The 25,742-nt window shown below is 70.8% G+C and carries 18 protein-coding genes; 8 read left to right on the top strand and 10 right to left on the bottom strand.

The window, feature by feature from the left end; all coding sequences use genetic code 11:
- Positions 1-122 precede the first annotated feature (122 nt).
- The 5 genes from EV691_RS05805 to EV691_RS05785 all read right to left on the bottom strand — a co-directional run bounded on the left by EV691_RS05805 (position 123) and on the right by EV691_RS05785 (position 12,043).
- Positions 123-4,676, bottom strand: a complete 4,554-nt coding sequence (locus EV691_RS05805; RefSeq protein ID WP_131300742.1) for a type I polyketide synthase — start codon at positions 4,674-4,676, stop codon at positions 123-125.
- Positions 4,673-9,958 (bottom strand): non-ribosomal peptide synthetase, encoded by a 5,286-nt coding sequence (locus EV691_RS05800; RefSeq protein WP_131300740.1) that lies wholly within the window; start codon positions 9,956-9,958, stop codon positions 4,673-4,675. The genes EV691_RS05805 and EV691_RS05800 overlap by 4 nt, the downstream gene beginning before the upstream one ends.
- A 28-nt stretch (positions 9,959-9,986) precedes the next feature.
- Positions 9,987-10,964, bottom strand: a complete 978-nt coding sequence (locus EV691_RS05795) for a TauD/TfdA family dioxygenase (RefSeq protein WP_131300738.1) — start codon at positions 10,962-10,964, stop codon at positions 9,987-9,989.
- An 81-nt stretch (positions 10,965-11,045) separates the two neighbouring features.
- Positions 11,046-11,783 carry a thioesterase II family protein gene (locus EV691_RS05790; protein WP_131300894.1) on the bottom strand — a complete coding sequence of 246 codons (738 nt, stop codon included), beginning with the start codon at positions 11,781-11,783 and terminating at the stop codon, positions 11,046-11,048.
- An 8-nt stretch (positions 11,784-11,791) separates the two neighbouring features.
- Positions 11,792-12,043 (bottom strand): MbtH family protein, encoded by a 252-nt coding sequence (locus EV691_RS05785; RefSeq protein WP_131300736.1) that lies wholly within the window; start codon positions 12,041-12,043, stop codon positions 11,792-11,794.
- 281 nt (positions 12,044-12,324) lie between these two features.
- Here EV691_RS05785 and EV691_RS05780 point away from each other — a divergent pair, with 281 nt between their 5' ends.
- The 5 genes from EV691_RS05780 (at position 12,325) to EV691_RS05760 (ending at position 16,922) form a co-directional block, all read left to right on the top strand.
- Positions 12,325-12,726, top strand: a complete 402-nt coding sequence (locus EV691_RS05780; protein WP_131300734.1) for a FecR/PupR family sigma factor regulator — start codon at positions 12,325-12,327, stop codon at positions 12,724-12,726.
- A 103-nt stretch (positions 12,727-12,829) separates the two neighbouring features.
- Positions 12,830-14,023 (top strand): efflux RND transporter periplasmic adaptor subunit, encoded by a 1,194-nt coding sequence (locus tag EV691_RS05775; protein WP_377802444.1) that lies wholly within the window; start codon positions 12,830-12,832, stop codon positions 14,021-14,023.
- Positions 14,024-14,110: 87 nt separating this feature from the next.
- Entirely contained in the window at positions 14,111-15,544 is a 1,434-nt protein-coding gene (locus EV691_RS05770; RefSeq protein WP_242672619.1) for an efflux transporter outer membrane subunit, read from the top strand.
- 253 nt (positions 15,545-15,797) lie between these two features.
- The gene (locus EV691_RS05765; protein ID WP_131300892.1) at positions 15,798-16,343 is read left to right on the top strand and encodes an RNA polymerase factor sigma-70; all 546 of its coding nucleotides are present in this window, start codon (positions 15,798-15,800) and stop codon (positions 16,341-16,343) included.
- A 96-nt stretch (positions 16,344-16,439) separates the two neighbouring features.
- Positions 16,440-16,922 carry a hypothetical protein gene (locus EV691_RS05760; RefSeq protein ID WP_131300729.1) on the top strand — a complete coding sequence of 161 codons (483 nt, stop codon included), beginning with the start codon at positions 16,440-16,442 and terminating at the stop codon, positions 16,920-16,922.
- Between the two features lie 248 nt (positions 16,923-17,170).
- Here EV691_RS05760 and EV691_RS05755 read toward each other — a convergent pair whose 3' ends face one another.
- From EV691_RS05755 to EV691_RS05735, 5 genes are all read right to left on the bottom strand, one after another.
- The gene (locus EV691_RS05755) at positions 17,171-18,475 is read right to left on the bottom strand and encodes a lysine N(6)-hydroxylase/L-ornithine N(5)-oxygenase family protein (protein ID WP_131300727.1); all 1,305 of its coding nucleotides are present in this window, start codon (positions 18,473-18,475) and stop codon (positions 17,171-17,173) included.
- 99 nt (positions 18,476-18,574) lie between these two features.
- Positions 18,575-18,799 carry a GNAT family N-acetyltransferase gene (locus EV691_RS23775; RefSeq protein ID WP_341352488.1) on the bottom strand — a complete coding sequence of 75 codons (225 nt, stop codon included), beginning with the start codon at positions 18,797-18,799 and terminating at the stop codon, positions 18,575-18,577.
- Between the two features lie 663 nt (positions 18,800-19,462).
- Positions 19,463-20,455, bottom strand: coding sequence for a TonB-dependent siderophore receptor (locus EV691_RS05745; RefSeq protein ID WP_165496598.1), 993 nt, complete (start codon positions 20,453-20,455; stop codon positions 19,463-19,465).
- A gap of 211 nt (positions 20,456-20,666) precedes the next feature.
- Complete coding sequence (locus EV691_RS05740; protein WP_131300721.1) at positions 20,667-22,772, bottom strand: condensation domain-containing protein; 2,106 nt, start codon at positions 22,770-22,772, stop codon at positions 20,667-20,669.
- Positions 22,773-22,844: 72 nt separating this feature from the next.
- The gene (locus EV691_RS05735) at positions 22,845-23,048 is read right to left on the bottom strand and encodes an MbtH family protein (protein WP_131256102.1); all 204 of its coding nucleotides are present in this window, start codon (positions 23,046-23,048) and stop codon (positions 22,845-22,847) included.
- 244 nt (positions 23,049-23,292) lie between these two features.
- Here EV691_RS05735 and EV691_RS05730 point away from each other — a divergent pair, with 244 nt between their 5' ends.
- The 3 genes from EV691_RS05730 to EV691_RS05720 all read left to right on the top strand — a co-directional run bounded on the left by EV691_RS05730 (position 23,293) and on the right by EV691_RS05720 (position 25,416).
- Entirely contained in the window at positions 23,293-24,033 is a 741-nt protein-coding gene (locus EV691_RS05730; protein WP_131300719.1) for a sulfite exporter TauE/SafE family protein, read from the top strand.
- 121 nt (positions 24,034-24,154) lie between these two features.
- On the top strand, positions 24,155-24,718 hold the full coding sequence (locus EV691_RS05725) for a HupE/UreJ family protein (RefSeq protein WP_131300718.1): 564 nt from the start codon (positions 24,155-24,157) through the stop codon (positions 24,716-24,718).
- 299 nt (positions 24,719-25,017) lie between these two features.
- A complete protein-coding gene (locus EV691_RS05720; RefSeq protein WP_089169965.1) occupies positions 25,018-25,416 on the top strand; it encodes a hypothetical protein in 399 nt (132 codons plus the stop codon).
- The last annotated feature ends 326 nt before the right edge of the window (positions 25,417-25,742 follow it).

The raw sequence follows: 25,742 nt of genomic DNA, 5'->3' as shown, positions 1-25,742 counted from the left end.
AGGCGGATCCGCGTGCCGGCTGGGGAACCGGCACGCGGATCGTCTGCCTTCAAAGACGAAGCAGCCGGCGCTTTGTTTAGCCGGCCGGCGACAGACCGGCCCCTGTCCCCCTCGAGAACCTCTCAGGCGGTTTCGGCGTCCTCGATCTCTTCGATCAGGCGGGTCTCGACCAGCATCGCCAGCGCGGCGACCGTCGGGGTCCTGAAGAGGGCCGCCGGGTGCAGCTCCACGCCATAGGCGCTGCGCACCCTGGCGAGCAGCTGGATCGCCAGCAGGGAGTCGCCGCCCAGCTCGAACAGGTTGTCGTCGACGCCGATCGGCGAAATCCCGAGGAACTCGCTCCACAGCGCCGCCAGATCCTCCTCCAGCTCGCCGTCCGGCGCCACGTACTCGGTTTGCAGCGCCGGGCGCGCATGCTGCTGGCGCCTGGCTACCGGCTCGGACAACAGGCGCTCGGCGAGCTCGGAGGTGCGCATCTGCGCGAACTGGCGCTCGAGATCGAGGGTGGAGACCAGGGTCTGCGCCGTCTGCGGACCGCCCAGCAGCGCCTCGAGCAGCCGCCCGCCCTGCTCCGGCGCGATGCCGACCTCCTCCGGCAGCCGCTGTCCGGCCGCCATGCCGGTCTCCCGCCAGGTGTCCCAGTTGACCGACAGCACGAACCTGTCGGCCTGCCGGGACGCCTCGGCCGCCAGCGCATCCAGGAAGCAGTTGGCGGCGCAGTAGTCGGCCTGGCCGAAACCGCCGGTGATCGCCGTGAGCGAGGAGCACAGCAGCACGAAATCCGGCGTCTCGTCCGCGAGGGCTTCCAGCAGATGGCGGGTGCCCTGGAGTTTCGGGGCGAAAACCTTCTCCGCGTCCGCACGGCTCTTGCCGGCGAGCACGCCGCCGCCGGCCGCGCCGGCGGCGTGAACCACCCCGTGCAGGGCCCCGAAGCGCCGCCGCGCCGCGTCGATGGCCTGGCGCAGCTGGGCCGGATCGGCGACGTCCGCCTGCAGGACCAGGACCTCGGCGCCGAGAGCTTCCAGCTCCAGCAGTTGCTGCAGCCGGGCCGCCAGGGCGGCGTCCCGCTCGGCCGAGGCGATGCATGCGGGCCACTGGTCCCGCGGCGGCAGCGCGCTGCGGCCGAGCAGCACCAGCCGCGCCTGCCAGTTCCCGGCCAGATGGCGCGCCAGCGCCAGGCCGATGCCGCCCAGGCCGCCGCTGATCAGATAGACGCCCTGCCGGCGCAGCCGCGGGCTGTCCGCGCCGTCGCGGCGCACGGGCTCGAAGGTCTTGAGCCAGCGGTGCGGACCCCGGTAGGCCAGCACGGGCGTGCCCTCCTGCGGCTCGATCCGCGTCGCCATCTCCGCGGCGATCTGCCCGGCGAGCCGCTCTTCCGCCGCGCTCCCGGCGGGCGGCAGGACGACGTCGATCAGCCGGCAGGCGATGTGCGGGTACTCCTGCGGAATGACCTTGCACGGGCCGTGCAGGGTCGCCTTCTCCGCGCAGAGCGGCTCGACGCCGGTGACGTCCTCCACCTGGTTGGCCACCACGCTGAGCACGACACCCCGCCGGCCGTCCGCCGGGGCCGTCGCCTCCAGGGCCTGTGCCAGGGCGAGCAGGCTGTGGAAGCCGCGCTCCAGCACCTCGTCCGGCGCCGGCAGGCCTGCCGGATCGAGGCTCCACAGGTGGCAGATGTCGGCCAGCGGGCCACTCTCGGCCTCGACGGCGCGCAGCAGCCGCTCGAAATCCTCCCGCTCGCCGGGACGCAGCGCGTAGTGGCGCTCGCCGAGCCGGGCGAACTCCGCGCCCCGCTCCACCCGGATCACCGGCCGCTGCGCGGCCTGCAGGTGCCGGGCCAGCCGCTCGCCCAGGCCGTGCGCGTCGCTCAGCAGCAGCACGCTGCCGCTTTGCTCCGTCGGCTCCGCGGCTTCGCTGCGCTTCCAGGCCGGCACATGGAACCAGTCGGCGATGTCGCGCCGGCTCGTCGCCGGCGGCAGCGGCCTGCCGGCCGCCTCCCCGCTCGGCGCGGCGATCCAGTACGACTGCCGCTCGAACGGATAGGTCGGCAGGGGCACCCGGCGCGGCCGCTCGCCGCCGAACAGGCCGGCGGCGTCGATCGCGACGCCGGACAGCCAGAGCTGCGCCAGGCAGCGCGCCGGCTGCTCGGCGTTCAGCGCGCGACGCTGCGGATGGCATTGCGTGGCGAGGACGGGCCGTGCGCCGGCCTGCGGATGGCGCCGCGCCAGGGCGCTCAGGGTTTCGCCCGGCCCGACCTCGAGGAGGATGCGGTCGGGCTTGCCGAGCAGTTCGCCCAAACCGTCGGCGAAGCGCACCGTGCCGCGCACATGGCGCACCCAGTAGTCCGGGCTGCAGGCCTCCTCGGCGGTGATCCAGCGTCCGCTCAGGTTGGAGACGAAGGGAATCCGCGGCGCGCCGAGCGCGACCCGCGCCAGCAGGGTCTCGAACTCGCCGAGCATCGGCTCGACGAGCGCGGAGTGGAAGGCGCAGGAGACGTGCAGGCGGCGCATGGCGACGCCGCGGTCCGCCAGGTCCCGCTCGGCGGCCTCGATGGCCGCGCTCGGGCCGGCGAGCACGCACAGGTCGGCCGCATTGACCGCCGCCAGGTCGCAGCCGGCCGGCATGCGGGCGCACAGCTCGGCCTCCGGCAGGCTGACGGCCAGCATGGCGCCAGCCGCGGTCGCCTGCAGCAGGCGACCGCGCGCGGCGACCAGCGCGAGCGCATCCTCCAGCGAGAAAACGCCCGCCAGGCAGGCCGCCACGTATTCGCCGATGCTGTGGCCGAGCAGCGCGTCGGGCTGCACGCCCCAGCTCATCCACAGCTGCGCCATCGCGTACTCGACGGCGAACAGCGCCGGCTGGGTGATCGCGGTCTGCTCCAGGCGCGCGGCCGCCGCGGATTCGTCCGCCGCAGCGAACAGCAGCTCGCGCAGATCCAGCCCCAGGTGCGGCGCCAGCAGCTCGCAGCAGCGATCCAGGGTTTCCCGGAACAGCGCTTCACGCTCGTAGAGGGCGCGGCCCATGTCCAGGTGCTGCGCCCCCTGGCCGGGGAACAGGAAGGCCAGCGTCGGCCGCTCCGACAGCACCTGGCCGCTGAAGAAGGCGTCCGGCGCGCGCGACGCCAGGACGCGGGCCGCATCTGCGGGATCGCGGGCGAGTGCGACGGCGCGATGGGCGAAGCGCTCGCGCCCCGCGCGCAGGGTGTGCGCCACGTCGGCCAGCGCCTGTTGCGGATGCTGCCGCAGGTGGGCGGCGAGCCGCTCGGCCGCGGCGTCCAGCGCCGTCGCGCTGCGCGCCGAGAGCGCCAGCAGCCTGAGGCCGGCGTCCTCTCGGGCGGCGGCGGCGGACGGCACCGGGGCTTCCTCGAGGATGACATGCACGTTGGTGCCGCCCATGCCGAACGAGCTGACGCCGGCGCGCCGCGGCGCCCCGGAAGCCGGCCAGGGCCGAGCCTCGGTGTTCACGTAGAAGGGACTTTCGGCGAAGTCGATCTGCGGGTTGGGTTCGCGGAAGTTCAGGCTGGGCGGCAGGGTCTTGTGCCCGAGCGCCAGCGCCGCCTTGATCAGGCCGGTGACCCCGGCCGCGGCGTCGAGATGGCCGATGTTGGTCTTCACCGAGCCGATGGCGCAGTAGCCGCGCCGCTGGGTGCCGGCGCGGAAGGCCTGGGTCAGCGCGGCGATCTCGATCGGATCGCCGAGGGTGGTGCCGGTGCCGTGGGTCTCCACGTAGCCGATGCTGTCGGCCGACACCTCGGCCATCGCCTGGGCGGCGAGGATCGCCTCCGCCTGGCCGTCGACGCTGGGGGCGGTGTAGCCCACCTTCGCCGCGCCGTCGTTGTTGAGCGCGGAGCCCTTGATCACCGCGTGGATGGTGTCGCCGTCGGCGAGGGCGTCGGCCAGGCGCTTGAGCACCACGATGCCGGCGCCACTGCCGAGCACGGTGCCGGCCGCCTCGGCGTCGAAGGCGCGACAGTGCCCGTCGGGGGACAGGATCGCCCCGGGCTGGTAACGGTAGCCGCCCTCCTGCAGCAGGTTGAGCCACACCCCGCCGGCCAGGGCCATGTCGGCCTCGTAGTTCAGAAGGCCCCGGCAGGCCAGGTGCACCGCCACCAGCGAGGTGGAACAGGCAGTCTGCACCGACACCGCCGGCCCGCGCAGGTCGAGCTTGTAGGCGACGCGGGTGGCGAGCGAATCCTTGTCGTTGCCGTTCATCAGACCCAGCAGGGAGGAGACGTCGCTGGCCCGCCAGTCCACCATCGGCAGCAGGTGGCGCAGCAGGTAGAGGCTGGCGCCGCTGCCCGCGTAGACGCCGGTGAGCGCCGGCGCGGCGCCGGAGTAGCCGGCGTGTTCGAGGGCCTGCCAGGCGGTCTCCAGGAACAGGCGCTGCTGCGGATCGAGCTGCTCGGCGTCGCGCGGCGAGTAACCGAAGAAGCCGGCATCGAAGCGGTCCATGTCCTCCAGCACGACCCCCGCCCTGACGTAGCCGGGATCGGCGAGCAGGTCGGCGGGCACCCCCCGGGCGCGCAGCGTTTCGTCGTCGAAGCGCCTGACCGACTCGACGCCGTCGCGGATGTTGCGCCAGAACGCCTCGACGTCCGGGGCGTCCGGGAAGCGGCCGGCCATGCCGACGATGGCGATCTCGACGCCGGTCATCTCGTTGTCCATGGAATCACTCATGTGGGTGTCCTCTCGCTGGCCGGCTTGCGTTGCAGAAAGGCGCCGCGCTGGCGCCTGGCCCGGTCCTCGGCGCGCTGCAGCGAAGCGCCGTCGTGCGGGCCGCCCTCGCCGAGGAAGGCCGCCAGGGACTCGATGGTCGGATATTTGAAGAGCTCGACGACCGAAGGGCAGACCTCGAGCCGCTCCTTCAGGCGATGGTGGACCTTGAGCAGCAGCAGCGAGTGGCCGCCGATCTCGAAGAAGCTGTCGCGGCGCCCCACGCGCGGCATGCCCAGCACCTCGGCCCAGACCTCGGCCAGCCGCTCCTCGATCACGCCCAGCGGCGCCTCGTAGGCCTGGCTGCCGGCCAGCTCCGGCTCGGGCAGCGCCTTGCGGTCGACCTTGCCGTTGGGGTTCAGCGGCAGGCTCTCCAGCACCACCAGGGCGCCCGGCACCATGTAGTCCGGCAGCACCCGGCCGAGCCGCTCGCGCAGCGCACCGGGGTCGACGCCCTGCCCCGCCACGTAGCCCACCAGCTGCGCTCCGCCCGGCCCCTCCTTGGCCACCACCACCGCCTCGCGCACCTCGGGCTGGGCCAGCAGCTGCGCCTCGATCTCGCCCAGCTCGATGCGGAAACCGCGCACCTTCACCTGATGGTCGATGCGCCCCAGGTATTCGAGCTGGCCTTCGCTGTTCCAGCGCACCAGGTCGCCGGTGCGATAGAGCCGCTCGCCGGAGCCGAACGGGTCGGCCACGAAGCGCTCGGCGGTCAGTCCCGGCCGGTTCAGGTAGCCGCGCGCCAGGCCCACCCCGCCCAGGTACAGCTCGCCGGCCACCCCCGGCGGCACCGGGTTCAAGCCCGCGTCGAGCACCTGGGTGCGAATGCCGCCGATCGGCCGGCCGATCGGCACCTGGCTCTGCCCGTCGGCGCGGCAGCTCCAGTGGGTGACGTCGATCGCCGCCTCGGTCGGGCCGTAGAGGTTGCAGAGCGCCGCCTGCGGCAGGCGCCTGAACACCTCGTTCTGCGCCTCGGCCGGCAGCGCCTCGCCGCTGCAGACGATGCGCGAGAGGCTCGTGCAGGCCTCGATGCCCGCATGCGCCAGAAAGGCCTGCAGCATCGAGGGCACGAAGTGCAGCGTGGTCACCCGCTGCTGGCGAATCAGCTCGACCAGCCGCGCCGGGTCGCGATGGTCGCCCGGGTTGGCCACCACCAGCCGCGCACCGACCATCAGCGGCCAGAAGAACTCCCAGACCGAGACGTCGAAGCTGAACGGGGTCTTCTGCAGCACGCTGTCCGCGTCGCCGAGCCGGTAGGCCTCCTGCATCCACGCCAGCCGGTTGTACAGCGCGCGGTGCCGGTTGGCCGCGCCCTTGGGCCGGCCGGTGGAGCCCGAGGTGTAGATCACGTAGGCGAGGTTGTCGCCGTGCAGGGCGACCTGCGGGTCGTGCTCGGGCGCGCCGCCGAGCTCGAGGCGGTCCAGTTCCAGCACGCTCAGCGTGTGCCGGCCGGGAATGCGTTCGCCCAGATGGCTCTGGGTGAGCAGCAGGCCGATGCCGCTGTCCTCGACCATCCAGGCCAGCCGCTCGGCCGGATACTCCGGATCCAGCGGCAGGTAGGCGCCGCCGGCCTTGAGGATGGCCAGCAGGCCCACCACCATCTCGACCGAGCGCTCGAGCGCGATGCCCACCTTGGTTTCGGGGGCGACGCCCAGCTCGATCAGCCGGTGCGCCAGGCGGTTGGCGCGGCGATTCAGTTCGGCATAGCTCAGCGCCTCGGCGCCGAAGACCAGCGCCGTGGCCTGCGGACGCTCGCGCGCCTGGCGCTCGAACAGCCGGTGTACCGGCTCGGCGTCCGGGTAGCGCTGCGGGTTCTCGCCCCACTGGCAAAGCTGCGCCTGCTCGGCTTCGCCCAGCAGCTCAAGGTCGCCCAGCGCCTGCTCCGGCCGCTCGGCCAGCGCGCGCAGCACGGCCAGGTAGTGTCCGGCCAGGCGCTCGATGGCCTGCGGCTCGAACAGCTCCGCGGCATACTCGAAGCTGGCGCGGACCTGCCCGTCGGAGCGCTCGCGGATATCCAGGGTCAGCTCGAACTGCGCGGCCCGCTCGCCCGCCTCCTCGGGCTCCGGAACCAGCCCCGGCAGTTGCCGCAGCGCCCGCCAGTCCTCGCGCAGGTGGTTGAACAGCACCTGGAACAGCGGGCTGTGGCTCAGGCTGCGCTCCGGCTGCAGCGCCTCGACCAGCTGCTCGAAGGGCAGGTCCTGGTGCGCCTGGGCGCCCAGCGCCGCCTCGCGGGTCTGCGCCAGCACTTCGCCCAGGCGGGTGCGCCCGTGCACGAGGTTGCGCATCACCAGGGTGTTGACGAAGAAGCCGATCAGCCCCGCGGTCTCCGTCCGCTGGCGGTTGGCCACCGGCACGCCGACGCGGATGTCCTGCTGGCCGGTGTAGCGGTGCAGCAGCGCCTGGAAGCCGGCCAGCAGCACCATGAACAGCGTCGCGCCGCGCGCCTCGGCCAGTTGGCGCAGACGGGCCGACAGCTCGGCCGGCAGCTCGACGCTATGCCGTGCGGCGCGGTAGTCGGCCCGGGCCTGGCGCGGACGGTCGCAGGACAGTGCCAGGACCGGATGCTCGTCACCGAGCTGCGCGCGCCACCAGTCGAGCTGGCGCGCGCCTTCGCCGGCGGCCAGCCAGTCGCGCTGCCAGAGGGCGTAGTCGGCGTACTGGATGCCCGGGACGGGAAGCTCGGCGGCCTTGCCCTGCAGATGGGCGGCATAGCGCGCGGCGATCTCGTCGATCAGCACCTGCATCGAGGCGCCGTCCGAGACGATGTGGTGCATCACCAGCACCAGCCGCTGCGCCTCGTCGGCGGTGCGGATCAGCGCCACGCGCAGCAGCGGCCCGCAGGTCAGGTCGAAGGGCGTCTCGACGAGGCGGCGCGCCTCCTCCGCCGCACGGGCCTCGCGCTCGCCGGCCGCCACCTCGCGCAGGTCGATGACCGGCAGCTCGACCGCGGCGGCGCTCTGGATCCACTGCGCGGGCGTGCCGTCGGCGGCCGGGCGGAATACCGTGCGCAGGGATTCATGCCGGGCGACCAGGCCGTCGAAGGCGGCGTGCAGGGCATCGACGCGCAGCGGCCCGGACAGGCGCAGGACCAGGCTCAGGTGATAGGCGCTGCTCCCGGGATCGAGCTGCCAGAGGAACCACTGGCGCTCCTGGGCGTGCGACAGCGGTAGGGGCTCGCCACGGCGTTCGGCCGGCAGGACGGGAATCGCCGCCTTCGGCTGGCACTGGCCTTGCGCAAGGATGCTCCGGATTTCCCGGACAAGATCGCTGAAGCGCGGCTGCTCGAACAGCAGGCGTACCGGGAAGTCGATCGCCCACTGCTCGCCGATACGCGCGGCCAGCTGTACCGCCGCCAGCGAATTGCCGCCGCCGGCGAAGAAGTGCGCCTGGCGCTCCGGTGCGCCGCTTGTGCCGAGCACCTGCTGCCAGAGCTGCGCCAGGGCGGCTTCCAGTTCGTCGAAGGGCGGCTGCACGGCTACGGGCTCCGCCGTCTGCGGCCCGGCGCCGAGCACGAAGCGGCCGTGCTCGTAGAGCGCGTAGGCGTCGAGCTTGCCGCGCTCCCAGCCCCGGCGGCAGGCGCTGCGCTGCAGCTTGCCGCTGGAGGTCTTGGGCAGCGCGCCCGGGTTGAGCAACACGGCGACCGACACCGGCTCGCGGCACACGCTGGCGGCGGCCTGGCTCAGCGCCTCGACCAGCGCCTCGACGCGCACGAGGTTCTGCAGGCCGCGCGAGACCTCCACCGCCACCCCGACGCCTTCGCCGCCCGCCGGCAGGGGCACGGCGAAGGCCGCCACGCGGCCCTTGCGCACCACCTCGACCCCGGCCTCGATGGCCCGCTCGATGTCCTGCGGATAGACGTTCTGTCCGCGCAGGATGATCAGGTCCTTGATGCGCCCGGTGATGTAGAGCTCGTCCTCGTGCACGAAGCCCAGGTCGCCGGTGCGCAGCCAGCGCCGGCCGTCGCGCTCGACGAAGCTCTGCGCGGTCTCTTCCGGCCGCTGCCAGTAGCCTTGCGCGATGCTCGGGCCGCTCGCCCAGATCTCGCCCACCGTCCCCTCGCCCAGGGGAGCCAGGGACTGCGGATCGACGATCCGCACCTCGTGCGCCGAGGGCGCGTGGCCGCAGCCGACATGGATATTGCCGCCGTCGTCGCGCTGCGCCCGGCCCTGACCCAGGGACTCGGCCGAGAAGGCCCGGGTGACCATGCCGGTGCCGCGCCGGCCGCCGGTGACGAACAGCGTCGCCTCGGCCAGGCCGTAGCAGGGAAAGACCGTGCCGGCCTGGAAGCCGGCCGGCGCGAAGCGCTCGATGAAGGCCTCGAGGGTGTCGTGGCGCACCGGCTCGGCGCCGGAGAAGGCCAGTCGCCAGCTCGACAGGTCGAGCTGCGCCAGCTGCGCGTCCTTGACCCGCTCCAGGCACAGGCGGTAGGCGAAGTCCGGGCCGCCGCTGATGCTGCCGCGATGCCGGGAGATCGCCTCCAGCCAGCGGATCGGCCGCTCCAGGAAGAACTGCGGGGTCATCAGCGCGACGGGAATGCCGTGGTGCACGGGCTGCAGCAGGCCGCCGATCAGCCCCATGTCGTGGTAGAGCGGCAGCCAGGAGACGAAGACGTCGTCCGGGCCGACCGACAGGCCCTCCTCGATGGCGCGCTCGTTAGCCATCAGGTTGCCATGACTGACCATGACGCCCTTGGGCGCCGAAGTCGAGCCGGAGGTGTATTGCAGGAAGGCGATGTCGTCGTCGGCCGGCGCGTGCGGCCGCCAGGCGTCGGCGCCGGCGGCATCGACCGCGTCGACGGCGATGGCCGCGCAGCCGGCGAAGCCGTCGACCGCCGTGCCGAGCAGCGTGAGGATCGCGCCCGTGGTGAGCAGGCAGCGGGCCTGCGCATCCTGGGCGATGCCGGTCAGCCGCGCCAGATGCTGCGGGCGGGCCGACTCGGGCGGGAACACCGGCACCGCGGTCAGCCCGGCGTAGAGGCAGGCGAAGAAGGCGACGACATAATGGTCGTCATTGTCGAGCAGCAACAGGGCGCGCTCGCCCGGGCCGAAGCGCTCCTGCAGTTGCGCGGCCAGAGCCCTGACGCACCGGTCCAGCGCGGCGTAGGAGATGAGGGTGTCGGCGGGCGCGCCGTCCTGCTCCCTGACCACGATCAGGGCGGTGTCGGCCGGCCGCTCTGCAGCCAGGTGCTGCAGGTGCTCGACGAAATTGCGGGGATAGCGGGGTACTGACGGCGGCATGCTGTTCATCTCGCGTCTCTCGTTCTCGAATCGGTTCTCAGAACCTGTCCAGGTTGCCGTGCGGTTCGGCCATCGCCACGACGACCTTGCGCGCGCCCTTGAACGGCGCGCGGGCATGGGCCGCCAGCATGTTGTCGAGCATCAGCACGTCGCCCTCCTGCCAGCGGAACGACACCGTCTCGGCGTCCAGCACGGCGCGCACCTCGTCGAAGATCGCGTCGGGAATCGGCGAGCCGTCGGCGAAGTAGGTATTGCGCGGCACGTTCTCGATGCCCAGCAGTTCCTCCAGCGACTCGCGCACCTCGGGCTGCAGGTTGGAGACGTGGAACAGGTGGGCCTGGTTGAACCACACCGTCTCCCCGCTCACCGGGTGGACCTCGATGGCCTGGCACAGCTGGCTGGTGCGCAGTTCGCCGTCCGGCTTCCACTCCCAGCGGATGCCGGCCCGGCGGCAGAAGGCCTCGACCTCGGCACGGCTTTCGGTGTTGAAGACCTTCTGCCAAGGCACGTCGAAATCGCCGTAGTTGCGCACGTAGAGGATGCCGGGCGCGAAGCGCTCGCGGATGGCCGCCGGCATGCGCCGGTAGACAGCCCGGCTGTCGGCGATCGGCGTCTCGCCGCCCTCGCTGGCGGCCGTCACGCAGTGAAGCCAGAGCTTCATCGGCCACTCGCGCGTGTAGGCCTGCTCGTTGTGCAGCGGGATGGGCTGGTGGGCCGGGTACTCGGTGGAGGTGTAGACGCCGCCGCCCACCGCGGTGCGCGGCGTCGAACCGAATTCGTAGTTGAGCAGCGGATGGCCGAAGGCGGCCGCGAACTCGCGGAAGGCCTCCAGCGAGGGCACCTCGAAGCCGCGCAGCAGCACGCCGCCCTGCGTGGCGACGTGGCGCTCGATCTGCGCGCGCAGGCGCGGGAGGGCGCTCAGCAGCGGCTCCCCGGCCTCGGACGGGGTGATCAGTATCGGCAGCTCCGAACCTTCCGGGGCGCGGCGTTCGAAGCGGGTCTGCAGTTCGTTCATTGCAACTCCTTGGTTTGGCAGGCGAGCGCCCCTGCCAGGACGGCGGCATGTCAGGAGGGAGCGCTTCCGTGCGCGAGGGGGTCAGGGCGTCGCGGCGGCGCCGTGCCCGGCGGGAAGCGAATGCGCCAGTCCGCGCACGACGGCGGCCAGCACCTCCTGCTCCCGCTCGCGGATGAAGAAATGGCCGCCCTCGAACCAGTCGAGCGAGAAGCGGCCGGCCGCCGCGTGCCGCCACGCCTCCAGGCGCTCGGCGGCGATCTCGTCCTGTCGCCCGCCGAAGGCATGGAGCGGGATGGACAGGGGCGCCGGCGCCGTGTCGCGGAAGCTCGCGCACACCCGGTAGTCGGCACCCAGGGTATCCAGCGTAAGGCGCAGCAACTCGGCACAGCCGAAGACCTCCTCCGGCGTGCCGCCCTGCCGGCGCAGGTCGGCGATCAGCGCCGCGTCGTTGTCCTTGCCGGCGAAACGCTCCGGATCGCGCCGCGACGGCGCGGCGCTTGCCGAGACGAACAGAGCCCGCGGCAGCGGCCGCGACAGCGCGCGCTGGCGCTGGGCGATGCCATAGGCGAGCAGGGCGCCCATGCTGTGCCCGAGCAGGGCGTGGCAGCCGTCCATGACGCCGGCCTGCTCGTCGCAGAGCTGTGCGACGAGCCGCTCGAAGTCCTCGACGAAAGGCTCGCCCAGCCGGGCGCCGCGCCCCGGCAACTCCACCGGGACGAGGCGGATCCATTGCGGCAACAGGCGCCGCCAGCGCAGGTACATGGTCGCGCTGGCGCCGGCGCACGGCAGGACCAGCAGGTCGACGAAGGGCGGCCGCATGGCGCGGCTCACTGCTGGGTCGCGACCGACGCGTCGGCTGTGCGGTGTTCGTCCATCCATTGGCGCAGCGACAGCGGGCGCATGTCGGTCCAGGTCTTCTCGACGTAGTCGAGAACGGACTGCTTGTCGCCCGTCACGCCTTCGACGGCGCTCCAGCCGCCGGGGACGGCCTTCCAGTGGGGCCAGATGGAATACTGTCCTTCGTGGTTGACGAGCACGATGAAGGTCTCGTCCTCGCGGTCAAAGCAACTGGTAGACATGGGCATCCTCGTACGGGTTGAAGGGAAGCGCTCCGGCCGAACGCCGGCGCAGGGGTCGTCTGCCTTCAATGACGAAGCAGCCGGCGGTTTGTTTAGGCGCCGGCCGGAAACGCCCGCCGCGCGGACTTTCGCGGAGGGAGCGGCGGCCGCCGGAAGCAGGGCCATCGCCGACGTGGCGTTTGTCTGGGCTGCTCCCAATGCCCTAGACTCTTGGCGAGGACTCGAAGCCATGAGCAAGGGATCGGCCATAATCGCGGACATCACGCTACGGTATCGATCACATGAACGTTCCCCTTCCTCCCACTCCCGGCACTTCGCCTGCCGAGGAGGCCGCCTACTGGTGCATGCGGCTGCACGAAGAGGACTGCAGCGAAGACGAGCGGCAGGCCTTCCAGCGCTGGCTCGCCGCGAGCCCCGAGCACGCCCGCGAGTTCGCGGCGATGCAGGAGATCTGGGAACTCTCCGCCCATCTTCCGCCCGCGTTCGGTCCCAGCGCGGCCGCCCCCGTCCGCCCGCGCCGCCACAGCTGCCTGCGCCGGATGGGACTGGCGGCCGGTCTGGCGGCGCTCGTTCTGCTCCCGGCCGGTTACGGCGGCTGGCGGATGGGCTGGATTCCGGACACCTACATCCAGGGCCTGATCCACAACCTGGCGCATCCGCTTTCCGCGCACGTCCATCACTGAAGCCGGCCCCGGGCGGGCGCCGCCGCCCGACGCCGGGACTGCGTCGCCCGCGTTTCTAAATTTCCCCCCCGCCCACTCGTCCTGCACCATCTGACCCTCGCAGGTGCGCCGGACACTGCCGGCGCATCGAGCCGATCTGCCGGACCACGACATGACATACCTCCGCTGGACCCTGCTCCTGACCCTGCTCGGCTGCGTCCTGGCCCTGACCGGCTGGCAGACTTTTTCTCCGCCCGTCCGGGCCTACGATGCCGTGCCCGTCGAGCGCGGCGACATCGAAAGCGGCATAACGGCGCCGGGCACCCTGCAACCCCGCCACTACATGGACGTCGTCGCCCAGACCGCCGGGCAGCTCCTGCGCCTGCATGTCGAGGTCGGCGACAGCGTGCGCGAGGGACAGCTGCTCGCCGAGATCGACCCCGCCGCTCAGCAGGCCGCTGTGGATGCCAGCCGGGTGCAGGTCGAAAGCCTCGGGGCCTTGCGCGAGGAGCAGTTGGCCCAGCGCGATCTGGCCCGCCAGCAATACGAACGGCAACGGACCCTGGCCAGAAGCGGCGCAGCGCGCCAGGAGGACGTACAGACCACCCACGCCGAGCTGCGGGTCGCCGAGGCGCGCCTGAAGAGCACCGACGTCCAGATCAGACAGGCCCAGGCCAGCCTGCGCAGCGAAGAGGCCGCGCTGGCCCACACGCGCCTCCATGCGCCGATGGACGGCACCGTGATCGCCGTCGGCCAGACGCTCGATGTCCAGAAACGCACGCCGCTGATCCGCATCGCCCAATTGACCTCGATGACCGTCCACGCCCAGGTTCCCGAGGCCGACATCCACCGGGTGAAACCCGGCATGCCGGCCTGGTTCAGCACCCTCGGCGGCGGCGGCCGGCGCTGGCCGGCGCGCGTCCGGCAGATACTGCCGGTGCCACCGAGGCCGCTGGAACAGCTGGGCCCCGATGCCGGCGAGCCGGCCGCTCAGGAAGCCGGCCAGGGCCGCGGAGTGCTGTACAGCGTGCTGCTCGACGTCGACAACGAGGACCAGGCGCTGATGGCGGAGATGACCGCCCAGGTGTTCTTCGTCGCCAGCCGCGTCCGGGGGGCGCTCACCGCGCCGCTCGCCGCGCTGCAGGGGAGTACCGACAGACCGGACGTCCATCGGGTGCAGGTGCTGCGGCAGGACGGCGAGCCCGCCCCGCGCGAAGTCCGCACCGGCATCCGCGACCAGCGGCGCGTCGAGGTGCTCGAGGGACTTGCCGAAGGCGAGCGGCTGCTCGTCAACAGCGCGCACCGGCAAGAGCAATGAAGATGGCCGCCAATGTTCCGGCCATGGCCGCACTCCCGAGCCGCTTTCGCGCGGCCTGGAAGGCGCCGGCCGACACATGAGGCCGCAGTGAGACGAAAACCGCTCGCCCTGCTCGGCCTGTATCTGTTCTTGCCCGCCTGCAGCGGCCCGCTGCCGCAGCCGGACAGCGGCCTGACCATTCCCGGACAGTGGCAGCACCCGCCGGCGGCGCCCGCGCGCATGCCCGACGCCGACTGGTGGCAGAGCTTCGGCAGCGAGGAGCTGAACCGGCTGATCCATCAGGCCCGCGCCTCCAGCCACGACATCGCCGCGGCGCTCGCCCGGCTGCACCAGGCGCGGGCCACGGCGACGGTCGAGGGCGCGCCGGTCCTTCCCGAGCTGAACGGCGAGGCGAACGCCAACCGCGACCAGTTGATCGGCAGCACCGACGGCTACAGCAACGAGCTGGGCGCCACCGAGGAGGAGCGGCGCATCGAGCATTTCGACGCCCTGCTCACCGTCAGCTACGAGCTGGACCTGTGGAGCGCCAACCGTTCGCGCCGGGCCGCCGCCCGCAAGAGAATCGAGGCCAGCGAGCGGGATCGGGCGGCGGTCGAGCTGACGGTCACGGCCGACGTCGCCGACACCTATCTGCAGGTGCTGGCGTTGCGCGAACAGACCCGCATCGCCCGGCTCAACCTGGACAACGCCGAACAGGTGCTGAAACTGGTCGAGGTCCGCCACGCCGCCGGCGCCAGCCATGCGCTGGAGCTGGCCCAGCAGCGCAGCCTGACGGCCAACCAGCGCTGGCAGATCCCCCGACTGCAGCAAGAGGAGCGGGAGGCGACCATCGTCCTGGCGACCCTGCTCGGCGTTGCCGTGCAGGAGCTGCGGATCCGCGGCGAGTTCGACGCCCTGCGCGCGCCGGGCATCCAGGCCGGCCTGCCCGGCGAACTGCTGGTCCGTCGTCCGGACATCGCCCGGGCCGAGGCCGAACTCGCCGCCGCCGAGGGCGACGTGCGGGTGGCACGCGCCGCGCTGCTGCCGACCCTCGACCTGCAGGCCGGCCTGGGCGGCGGGGCCGAGCGTGCCAGCGTGCTCGCCGACAATCCCTTTCCCTTCCTCATCCTCGAAGCCGGCCTGAACGCACCGATCTTCAACGCCGGCCGGCTGCGCGCCGAACGCGAACAGGCCCTGGCCAAGCAGGAGGAACTGCTGCACGACTACCGCCGGGCGATCGTCGACGGGCTGGCCGACGTGGAGAAGGCCCTCAATGCGCTCGCCGGCACCGAACGCCAGCTGCACGGGCAGCGCGAGGAGCTGGAGCAGGCCCGGCAGAGCTTCGCCCTGGCCGAAATACGCTACCGGGCGGGCGCCGACACCCTGCTCGACAGCCTCGAAGCCCAGCGCACGCTGTTCGAGGCGCAGGATCAGGAAGTCCAGCTGCGCCTCGCCCGCCTGCAGGCGTCGGTCAGCCTGTTCAAGGCCCTCGGCGGCGGCTGGCGGAGCGGATCCGGCGGCGGCAACGGACGGGGGGACTGAGCGACGGACAGGCGTCGGCATGCCGGTCTTCCTGCCGTCGCCTGCCGGGACAAGGTGGCCTTTTGCCAAAGCATCGAACGCTCGGCTCGACCCGGCACCGCCCCCTTGCAGGAACTCCCGCCCTTACATCCAGCAGTACAAACGCTGATAATGATTCTTATTTGACAATGATCATTGACGGATATAACTTCGCGTGGCCTCGAACCCTTTCGCCCACTCCGCGCACAGGAACGCCGCCATGTCGCACCAAGGAATGCTTGCCGACTGTCTCCTGAGCAGACCGTCGCTTGCTCCCCAGATTCAATCCTTCATCGACCACCGAGCCGCCCTGATCAAGATCGCGGCGAATATCACCGGATGTCGCTCCAGGGCCGAGGACGTCGTCCAGGATGCCTTCTTTCGGCTGGAGTCCGCCCACTTGCCCAGCCACTCGATAAAGGCCCAGCTGAGTTACATGTTCCGAACCGTACGCAACCTGGCGATCGACTATTACCGCAAGCAGGCGTTCGAGCAGCGCCACAGGGGAAGCGAGGAAGAAGGGATGACGGTCGAGCAGCAGGAAGGCGCATCGCCGGAAAGCCTGCACCAGTACCAGGAAACCCTCGAATTGATCGCCGAGGCCCTGAGCCAGCTCCCGGAGCGCACCCGCTATGCCTTCGAGATGTACCGCATCCATGGCCAGCAGCAGCGGGAAATCGCCCGCGAACTCGGCGTCTCGCCGACCCTGGTGAACTTCATGATCCGCGACGCCATGGTGCATTGCCGCCAGCACATCGAAGCCAGAGGGCACCACGCCTAGAGCGCCTCGGCAGACCGTGGCCGCCGGGCCGAAGCGGCGCATCGACGCCCGGATGAAGGGCATGGCCGAAGCCTGCAGGATGAGAAGGAAGCGATTTTGAGAGCGACGGGAAGGCTGGCCGCTGCCGCGTTCGCGGCTGCAGTGTGCGCCGGGACGGGCTGGTATGTCTTCAACCTGGAGCGGAGACTGGAACACCCGTTCCGTATGGCCGAGGTGATGGCCGATTATCAGCGCTACGCGGACAAGTTGTATTTTGCGGGCCAGGCCCGGAACTGGGAGCTTGCACGCTGGTACCTGTGGAAACTGACGAAAGCCTCCCGGGTGGTGGCCGATGGCGATGTCGCCGAGTATCGCCCGGTGGAGGAATACGACGTGGCGGAGCTGACCAGGCAGATGCTGAAGCCCGCCCTCCAGGTGGTCGACAGCGCCATCGCCAGCCAGGATGCCCAGGCCTTCCAGAGCGCCTACGCGACGCTGGTCAACACCTGCAATGCCTGCCATCACGCCTCGCAGCACGGCTTCGTGCAGATCGTCGAGCCCGACGAGCCCACCCACAAGAATCAGAAATACGCGCCCTGATAGCCAGCCCTTTCAAGGTCTTCGGCTGAACGCCGATCGGCTACCTGCCACAGAGCTGCAGGAGCAGGTTTATCTGCGATGGCGGCAAGAGCAGAAGCCTCGCCACTATGTTCGCTCCACAGCGCTATCAACCGACCTCACTCCCCTGGCTCTCCTCCGCGGGAAAGTGCTGCCCCGACCATCTGCGGGGCGGTGCCGATCAATAACCCAGCCCTCCCCGCAAGGGAGAGGACTGCTCTCGTTCCGGTTCAGGCGCAGGCCACCTGTGGCTGGCAGCAGGCCTCGAGCAGCGCGTCCGCCACCTCCTGGGAGCGCACCGCCACCACCGACAGCAGGGTGTCGCTGAGCCCGTGACTGTCCTCGCAGCAGCCCTGCAGGAAGATGTTCGGCTGGAATCCGGCGCGGGTCGGCAGACGGTAGCTGCGCTCCAGCTCGGCCTCCTTCTGCAGATGGCGCTCTACCCCTTCCAGCAGGCTCCAGTGGGCGTCGCGGCGGTAGCCGGTGGCGAGCACCAGCAGATCGAACTCGCACAGCTCCTCGCCGCCGCTCTGGGTATCGCGCAGGCTCAGGCGCATGCCCCCGGCGCTGGCCGCCACGGCCTGGATCTGCCGGTTGGCGAGCAGGCGGCGCTGCTCGGAGCCGACCACCTTCTGCTGGTAGAGGTCCTGGTAGATGCTCTCGATCAGATCCAGGTTGACCACCGAATAGTTGGTGTGGCTGAGCGAGCGGATCAGCTGCCGACGCTCGGGCTGCGGCTGGCGGTAGACCACGTCGGTGAAGGCCGGGTCGAAGATCTCGTTGACGAAGGGGCTGTCGTCCGCCGGACGCATCGCCTGGGCACGCATCACCAGGCTGATCTCGGCCTGCGGGTAGCGGCCGGCCAGGTCGCTGTAGATCTCCGCGGCGCTCTGCCCGGAGCCGAGCACCGCCACCCGGTAGCGGCCCTCGCGCTCGGGGCAGCACTGGCCGATGCGCTCCAGGTACTGCGAGGAATGGATCAGCCGCGGCTCGCCCCTGAGGCCGGCGAACAGCTCGGGGATCGCCGCCTGCGCGCCGATGCCGACCACCAGGTTGCGGGTCAGCCGGGTGCGCGTGCGGCCGTCGGCCAGTCGCGAGACCACCCGCAGGCGCTGCACCTCGCCGCGCTCCTCGACCGCCTCCACGGCGATCACCTGCTCGCCGTAATGCACGTGCTCGTCGAAGTACGCGGCGGCCCAGCGCAGGTAGTCGTTGTACTCGATCCGCGACGGGCTGAAGGTGCCGAGGTTGATGAAGGGCAGCAGACGCTGCTTCTCATGCAGGTAGTTGACGAAGGTGAAGCGGCTCGCCGGGTTGCGCAGGGTGGCCAGGTCCTTGAGGAAGGAGATCTGCATGCGGCTGTTTTCCAGCAGCATGCCGCCGTGCCATTCGAAGGCCGGCTTGCTGTCCAGGAAGCAATAGTGCAGACCGGACTCGCGAGTCCTGGAGTCCTCCTCCAGGGCAATGGCGATGGCCAGGTTGGCCGGGCCGAAGCCCACGCCGATCACATCGTATTCCAGCGTTTCTATGCTCATGTGCAATATCGATCCTGTCTTCTAGACATACCAAGGGGTGACAGCCGCTCCGCGCCGCGGGCGCAGGGGGGCCGGGTCCCTGCCTGACCTCATCAGTGGTTATGGCCGCATGGGTCGCGACTCGCTTTTTAGGAATTGCTCACGCCAGCCGACAGCGGGCGAAGAGGCCTCGCGCTCCAGCACCATCGGGGCGGCGCGCTTGAGGGGAAAGTCGATCTCCTTGAGCCGGGCGAAGCCCGGCGCCTGCAGGTGCCGGATCATCCGCGCGCTGCCGGCGCACGGCTCGCAGACGATGCGCCGGGTACGCGGCTCGTCGAGGAACAGGTAGTGGACCAGCGCCCCCCGCCAGGCGGGCGACCTTGTGCGGGCTGCGGTGCTGCCCCTCGCCGAAGTAGCCGGCCTGCACGCCGGCGGTGTAGCGCAGGGCGTCGCTGACGCTGACCACCTTGCGGTCGCGCATCTGCTGCTCGGTGGTGATCGACACCGCCCGCGGGATCTCGTTGAGCGGGATGTCGGTCTTGGTGGCGGACAGGGTCCGCCTGGCGGTGTAGCCGGTGTCCGGGCCGACCGGGCTGTCGGCCTTGTCGATCACGGAGACCTGCTCCAGCTGCAGAGCGCCCTTGTCTTCCTCGTCCTCCTCGACGGCGCCGACCGGCGTGGCGCCCAGGCCCAGTGCGCAGAGCAGCGCCACGGCCAGGCGACGCTGGGCGAAGGGGACCACCGGTCCCAGCAGATGATTCGACGACAGCATGCCCCCACTCCATTACCACGATAAAAACAAGAAGTTTTCTCTTTTGGTATTCATGCCGGTAAGGACGGATGGGGCCGGAAGAAATTTAGGAATGCCGGGGAAAAGTCCGCTTCGCGACGGCACAGACCATCCAGCGCCAGCCGTCCGCGCCGCCCGGAGCGGACGAGAACAGGCAGGCCCGCACGCCTCGACCCTATCGGCCAGACGCTTCTGCGGTTAGCCACGGCAACCCGGGACTACCAGGAGTAGGTGAGAGAGGCTGTGACATTGCGGCGATTCCCATACCAGCAGTAGTAGTCGCAGGTGGCGACGAACTTCTTGTCGGTCACGTTGGTGGCGTTGAGCTGCAGCTTGATAGCGTCCCAGCTGTAGCTGGCCATGGCGTCGTACAGGGTGTAGGACGGGACTTCCATGGTCTCGGTGTTGTCGCCCCAGCTGTTGCCGGTGTAACGCGCGCCGCCGCCCAGGGCGAGGCCGTCCAGCGGACCGCCCCTGAAGGTGTAGACCGCCCACAGCGAGGCCATGCGGTCGGCGACCTGCGAGGGGGTCTTGCCGCGCTCGTTGGCGCGCGGCGACTTGGTGGTCTCGGCGTCGAGGTAGGTCATCGAGCCGGTCAGGCTCAGGCGCTCGGTGACGTTGGCCACCGCCTCGAACTCGATGCCCTTGGTGCGCACCTCGCCCAGCTGGGTCTGGATGCCGCCGCTGGTGTTCTTGCGCACGTTGCTCTGGGTCAGCTCGAACACCGCGAGGTTGAAGGAGCCGTCGAAGCCGGGCGGCTGGTACTTGATGCCGGCCTCCCACTGTTCGCCCTCCTCCGGCTCGAAGGGATCGCCGGTGCGGCCGTTGACCTCGGCGACCGGCAGGAAGAACTCCGAGTAGCTGAAGTAGGGGGTCAGGCCGTTGTCGAACAGGTAGGCCAGCCCGGCGTTCCAGGTGAACTCCTCGTCGCGGACGTTCTTGTCCACCCCGGTGGTGCGGTTGTCGATGTCGGCGCGCGACTTGTCGTAGCGCCCGCCGAGCAGCAGCACCCAGCGGTCGTCGAACTTGACCTGCTCCTGCAGGTAGAGGCCGAGCTGGTCGAAGCGGGTGCGGAAGTCCTGCAGGTCGGCGTCGGTCACCGGGCGCAGGGTGGAGGTGACCAGGCTGACCCGGCCGCCGTAGCTGGGGTTGTAGGGTGCGCCTGGCGGTGTAGCCGGTGTCCGGGCCGAGCGGGCTTTCCCGGTCGGCAAGCACAGTCATCCCGTCCAGCTCCACCAGGTTATCGCCCTCCTCGGCGGCAGCGGCCGGCATGGAACCCAGGCCCAGTGCGCAGAGCAGCACCACGGCCAGGCGACGCCGGGCGAAGGGGACAACCGGTTCCAACGGATGATTCGACAGCTCCATGTCCATAAACCCCATTCCATTACCACGACAAAAACAAGAATATTTCTCACTTGGCATTCATGCCGGCAAGGACGGATGGGGCCGGAAGAAATTTAGAAAGGCCGCGAAAAAGTCCACCCGACGACGGCACAGGCCACGCAGCATCTGCGCCGACAGCTCCGCCGCCCAGTGCTCGAGCGCGCCGTCGCCGCCGGTCGAAGCGCACGGCAGCTCCGCCTCTGCGGACCTCATGCCGTAGTTGCGGCCGAGGCCCTGCATGTGCCTGGACAGGTCGGCGTGCCCGATCGTCACCGCCCTGGGCCGCCCCGGCGGGCCGGCGGCATAGAGCAGGCAGGCGGGATCCCGAGGCCGGAGGGCCAGGCTCGGCGGCTCGCTGCTGTAGCCACTGGCGTCGAGCAGGTCCAGGCAGATCGCCTCCACCTCCTCGCCCAGCGGCACCCGGCCGCACAGCGCCGTGCTGGTGAGCAGCCATTGCAGCCCCGAATCCTCGGCCATGCAGGCCAGCTGCTCGCGGGGACAGTCGGGGTCCAGCGGCACGAAGGCGCCGCCGGCCTTGAGGATCGCCAGCAGGCCTTCGATCATCGCCATGCCGTGCGCCAGACAGAGGCCGACCCGCATGCCGGGGCCGACGCCACATTCGATCAGGTGACGGGCCAGGCGGTTGCTGCGCGTCTCCAGCACGACCTGAGCGAGCCGCGTATCGCCACGCGCCAGGGCGATGGGCTCCGGATGGCGCCGGACCGGCTCGGGCAATGAACACGCGTGGGCGGGCATGGCCGGCGGGGCGGCGCCGGCGAGCCGGGAGCGTGATGCGTGGAGACAGTGAGCGCGGATCCCCCGCAGCTCGTCCTGCAGCCGCTGCAGCAGGCCCTCGAGAGTCGAGCGCTGCCACTGGCTGGGGCTGAAGTCGAGGCGCAGGCGCAGGGCGCCGCCGCGCTGCTCGACCTCGATGCAGAGGGGCGCCTCCAGGAGCGCGTCCGCCTCGCGCCAGCGGCCGGCGTCGACCAGACGCAGCGGCCCGTCGCGCACCTCCCCGACTGGCTCCAGATACCTGAACAGCACCTGCGGGGCCGCCCCGGCCAGTTCGCCGCAGCGCCGCAGCAGGCCGTAGGCCAGACCGCCGTCGACGACGCTGTGCAGCTGCGCCCTGATCGCCCGGAGGTTGCCGGGCAGGTCGGCCGCCGGCTGCAGGCGCAGCGGGTAGCGGCTGGTGAAGCAGCCGACCGTGCGGCCGAGGTCGAGCCCGTCGAACAAGGGCGCACGGCCATGGTTTTCCAGATGCAGGCCGATGCTGTCCTGCTCGCTCCAGGCACAGAGCACCCGGCTCAGCGCGGCCAGCAGCAGCTCGTCGGCGCGCAGCCGGTACGCCTGCCGGGCGGCCTGCAACAGCTCGCGGCTGAACTCGGCGCAGAGGCAGAGTTCCAGGCGCTGACGCTGCTCCTCGCGGGCCGGCTCCCGGGCCAGCAATGGCAATTGCGTGCAGGCGCGCTCCTGGGCCAGCCAGAAGTCGCGCTGGGCCTGCAGCGCCGGAGCGGCGGCCCAGGCCTCCAGGCGCTCGGCCCAGGCCTTGAAGGAGGAGGTCCCGGTCGGCAGTGCGACGCGCCGGCCGGCGACGAGCTGCCCGTAGGCACACAGCAGGTCCTCCAGCAGCACCCGCCAGGAGATCCCGTCCGCCACCAGCTGATGGATCGCCAGCAGCAGGCGGTCGGCGCGGCCCGCCTGGCTCAGGCACAGGGCCCGCAGCAGCGGGCCGCTACGCGGGTCCAGGCTGCGCTGGAGCTCCGTGCAGAGTGTCGCGACCTCGGCCTCGCCGCTCGCCTCGCAGAGCCAGAGCAGCTCGTGACGCTCGCCGGCCTCCGCGCATGCCTGGCGCCAGGCGCCGTCCTCCTCGGCGAAGCGCAGACGCAGCGCGTCGTGGTGCGCCACCAGTGCCCGCAGGGCCTGCTCCAGGAGGATCGGCTCCAGGTCCTCGGCCAGCTCGAACAGCAGGTACTGGCTGCACGGCGCCGCGCCCTGGCGTTCGAGCAGGCGCGCCTGGAGCGGCAGCAGCGGCACGGCGCCGTGCACGTCATCCGGGATCGGCTCGAGGGGAACGTCTCGCTGCGACAGCTGCCAGGCCGACCCGGGCGGGGGCGGGAAAGAACGCGAAGAACGGGCAGTCATGGCGGCACCTCGCAGACTGAACGGCCCGGACGCCGGACGGCGGCCGGGAATGTGACGGGGCGGGCGGCGGCCTTACTCGGCCATGGCGTCGTGCAGGCTGCGCCGGGACAGGTCGGTCCAGATTCCGGAGACGTAGGCCAGGCAGGCCTGGCGGTCGCCGCTGATGCCGACCTCCTGCCAACCGGCCGGCATTGCCTTGTATTCCGGCCAGATCGAGTACTGCTGCTCGGCGTTGACCACCACGTGGAACTGGGTATCGGCTGGGTCGTAACTCATGGCTTGGCTCCTTGTCGTTCGGCGCGGCGGGACCGCATCGCTGATCACAGACGAACAATAATGAGAATAATTTTCATTGAGTCTGTCAAGTCACCCGGCTGGCCGGTCGCCTGCAGATGCGGCAGGCGGGCAATCAGGCGGCTGCCTGCCTTGCCACGATCCGGCGAAACGGGTACAGCTAATCGCCCCTAGCCCTCCCCGGGCCTCTCCGACCACCCGTTTCCCGATCAGGAGCGATTCGCCCATGTTGTCCACGGAACTCCTGCTCGTCGCCGTGCCGGCGGTGCTGCTGACCGGCCTGTCCAAGGGCGGCTTCGGCGGCGCCTTCGGCGGCATCGCGGTGCCCCTGCTGGCGCTCGCCGTGCCGCCCACCCAGGCCGCGGCGATCATGCTGCCGATCCTCTGCACCGCCGACCTGGTCGGCCTGCGCGCCTACTACGGCAAGTGGGACTTGGCGAACCTGAAGATCATGCTGCCCGGCGCGCTGCTCGGCGTGCTGCTCGGTGCGCTGACCTTCGGCATGCTCGACGAGCGGATCATCGCCCTGCTGATCGGCGGCATCGCCGTGGCCTTCGTGCTGCTCAACCTGCTGCGCCCGCCGGCCAGCACGGCCGGGCTGCCGCCGGCCCGCGGCAAGGGCACGGCGCTCTCCACACTGGCCGGCTTCACCAGCTTCGTCGCCCACGCCGGCGGCCCGCCAGTGATGATGCACCTGCTGCCGCAGCAGCTGGACAAGGTGCGCTACGTCGCCACCATCAACGTGTTCTTCCTGCTGACCAACGCGGTCAAGCTGCTGCCCTACGCGCTGCTCGGGCAGTTCTCCAGCGACAACCTGCTGAGCAGCCTCGCCCTCGCGCCGCTGGTGCCGCTCGGCGTGTGGGCCGGCCTCTGGCTGCAGAACCGGGTCAACCACCTGTGGTTCTACCGCATCGCCCGCGCCGGCCTGCTGCTCGCCGGGATCCAGCTGATCGCGCAGAACCTCTGAGCCGACGGCGGCCCGGACGCTGCACCGCGCGGCCCTTTTGCCTTAAGCTGCGCAGCCAGCCGCTTCGCATAGCGCTTCGAAGAGCATCGCCGTTCCCCGACTTGCCCCCAGGATCACCGAGATGAACACACGCCACCTTCTGCCCCTGCTTGCCCTGACCCTCCTGCCCGGCGCCGCCTTCGCCCATCCCGGGCATGGCGAGAACGGCCTGATCGCCGGCCTGCTGCATCCCTTCGGCGGCCTCGACCACCTGCTGGCGATGCTGGCCATCGGCATCTGGGCCGCGCTGCAGCCGCGCGCCCTGAAGCTCGCCGTGCCGGCCGCCTTCCTCGCCGCGCTGCTCGGCGGCTTCGCCCTGGCCGTGGCCGGCGTCGGCCTGCCGCAGGTGGAGACCGGCATCGCCCTCTCCGTGCTGCTGCTCGGCCTGCTGATCGCCTCCGCCGTGCGCCTGCCGGCCACCGTCTCGCTGGCCCTGGCCGGCGCCTTCGCCCTGTTCCACGGCCATGCCCACGGCCTGGAAGCCAGCGGCAGCCTGGCGGCCTTCGCCGTCGGCTTCCTCGCTTCCAGCCTGAGCCTGCACCTGGGCGGCGGCCTGCTCGCCACCGCCGTGCAGCAGCGCCTGCCCCTGCTGGCCCGCAGCGCCGGCGCGGCCATCGCCGCCAGCGGCGCGCTGATGATGATCTGATCGCCGCCCGGCGACAGCCAGCCTCCGGACCGGGTCACGTGCCCGGTCTTTTTTTGCGCGGCCGCACGGACAGGCACAAGACCGATCACCTTTCAGTGACCCAGATCAACAAAAACCCCATTTTCTGCAGGAATTGCGACAAAACCTCTGTCACTATCGCGACACTTTGTCGCGAGAGTTGTTCTCACCAACATATAACCAATTGATTCCTATGAAAGAATCAAGCCTGGCATGATTCGTGAAAAAGAGAAAACAAAGCGAAGCCCACTGAAATGCTCCTCGGAGGAACCGCCATGAACATGCAAGCGTTCGGCATTCTGACCCTGACCTTCAGCCTGTTGGCTCTGAGCAACGTACAGGCCGACGAGATCATCGGGGAAACCGAAGACCGGACGGCCGGCCAGTCGGCCGGCGGCATGACCGGCATGATGGTCGGCGCCATCGGCGGCCCGATCGGTGCGCTGATCGGCGCCGGCGTCGGCGCGCTGGTCGGCAGCTCCGGCCAGGAGGCCGCCAACAGCGGCGAGCACGCCCATCAGGTGCGCACCGACAGCGGCACGGTGAAGACCGTGCGCTCCCCCAACCGCCGCTTCGCGGCCGGCGACCAGGTCGAGACCCGCGGCAACCGCCCCTATCCCACGTCCGCCGGCAAGTCCGCCGCCCTGGCCGACAACGGCGACACGCGCACCCTGCGCTGAATCGCCTGCCGCTGCCCCGGCGGCTTTGGCATCGCGTTTCGCGCCGCCTCGCCGCCCGCTCCGGGTGACAGGCACCGGCGCTCGGCCCTCCAGAGCGTCCGGCTCCCGGCCCGCCCCAGGCCACGCAGCGACGATCCGTGCCGAAGCTCCACACCCACTCTAAGCAAAGGTCCGCACTCGCCGCCGGCGAGTCTCGACTCGCCCCGAACACACCAGCGGCCCTCTCCCGCCGCGCCCGGCGTGTCGCCAGTCCATCCCTCCAGCAGCCTCATCCATGCTGCCGCCCCGCGGGCGGAAGCACGGTCTGCCGTGAAGGTCAACCGGTC

The organism is Azotobacter chroococcum (assembly GCF_004339665.1).
GTDB lineage: Bacteria > Pseudomonadota > Gammaproteobacteria > Pseudomonadales > Pseudomonadaceae > Azotobacter > Azotobacter chroococcum.
Note: the sequence above shows the minus strand (reverse complement) of the source record. Positions and strands in the feature narration are given on the sequence as shown.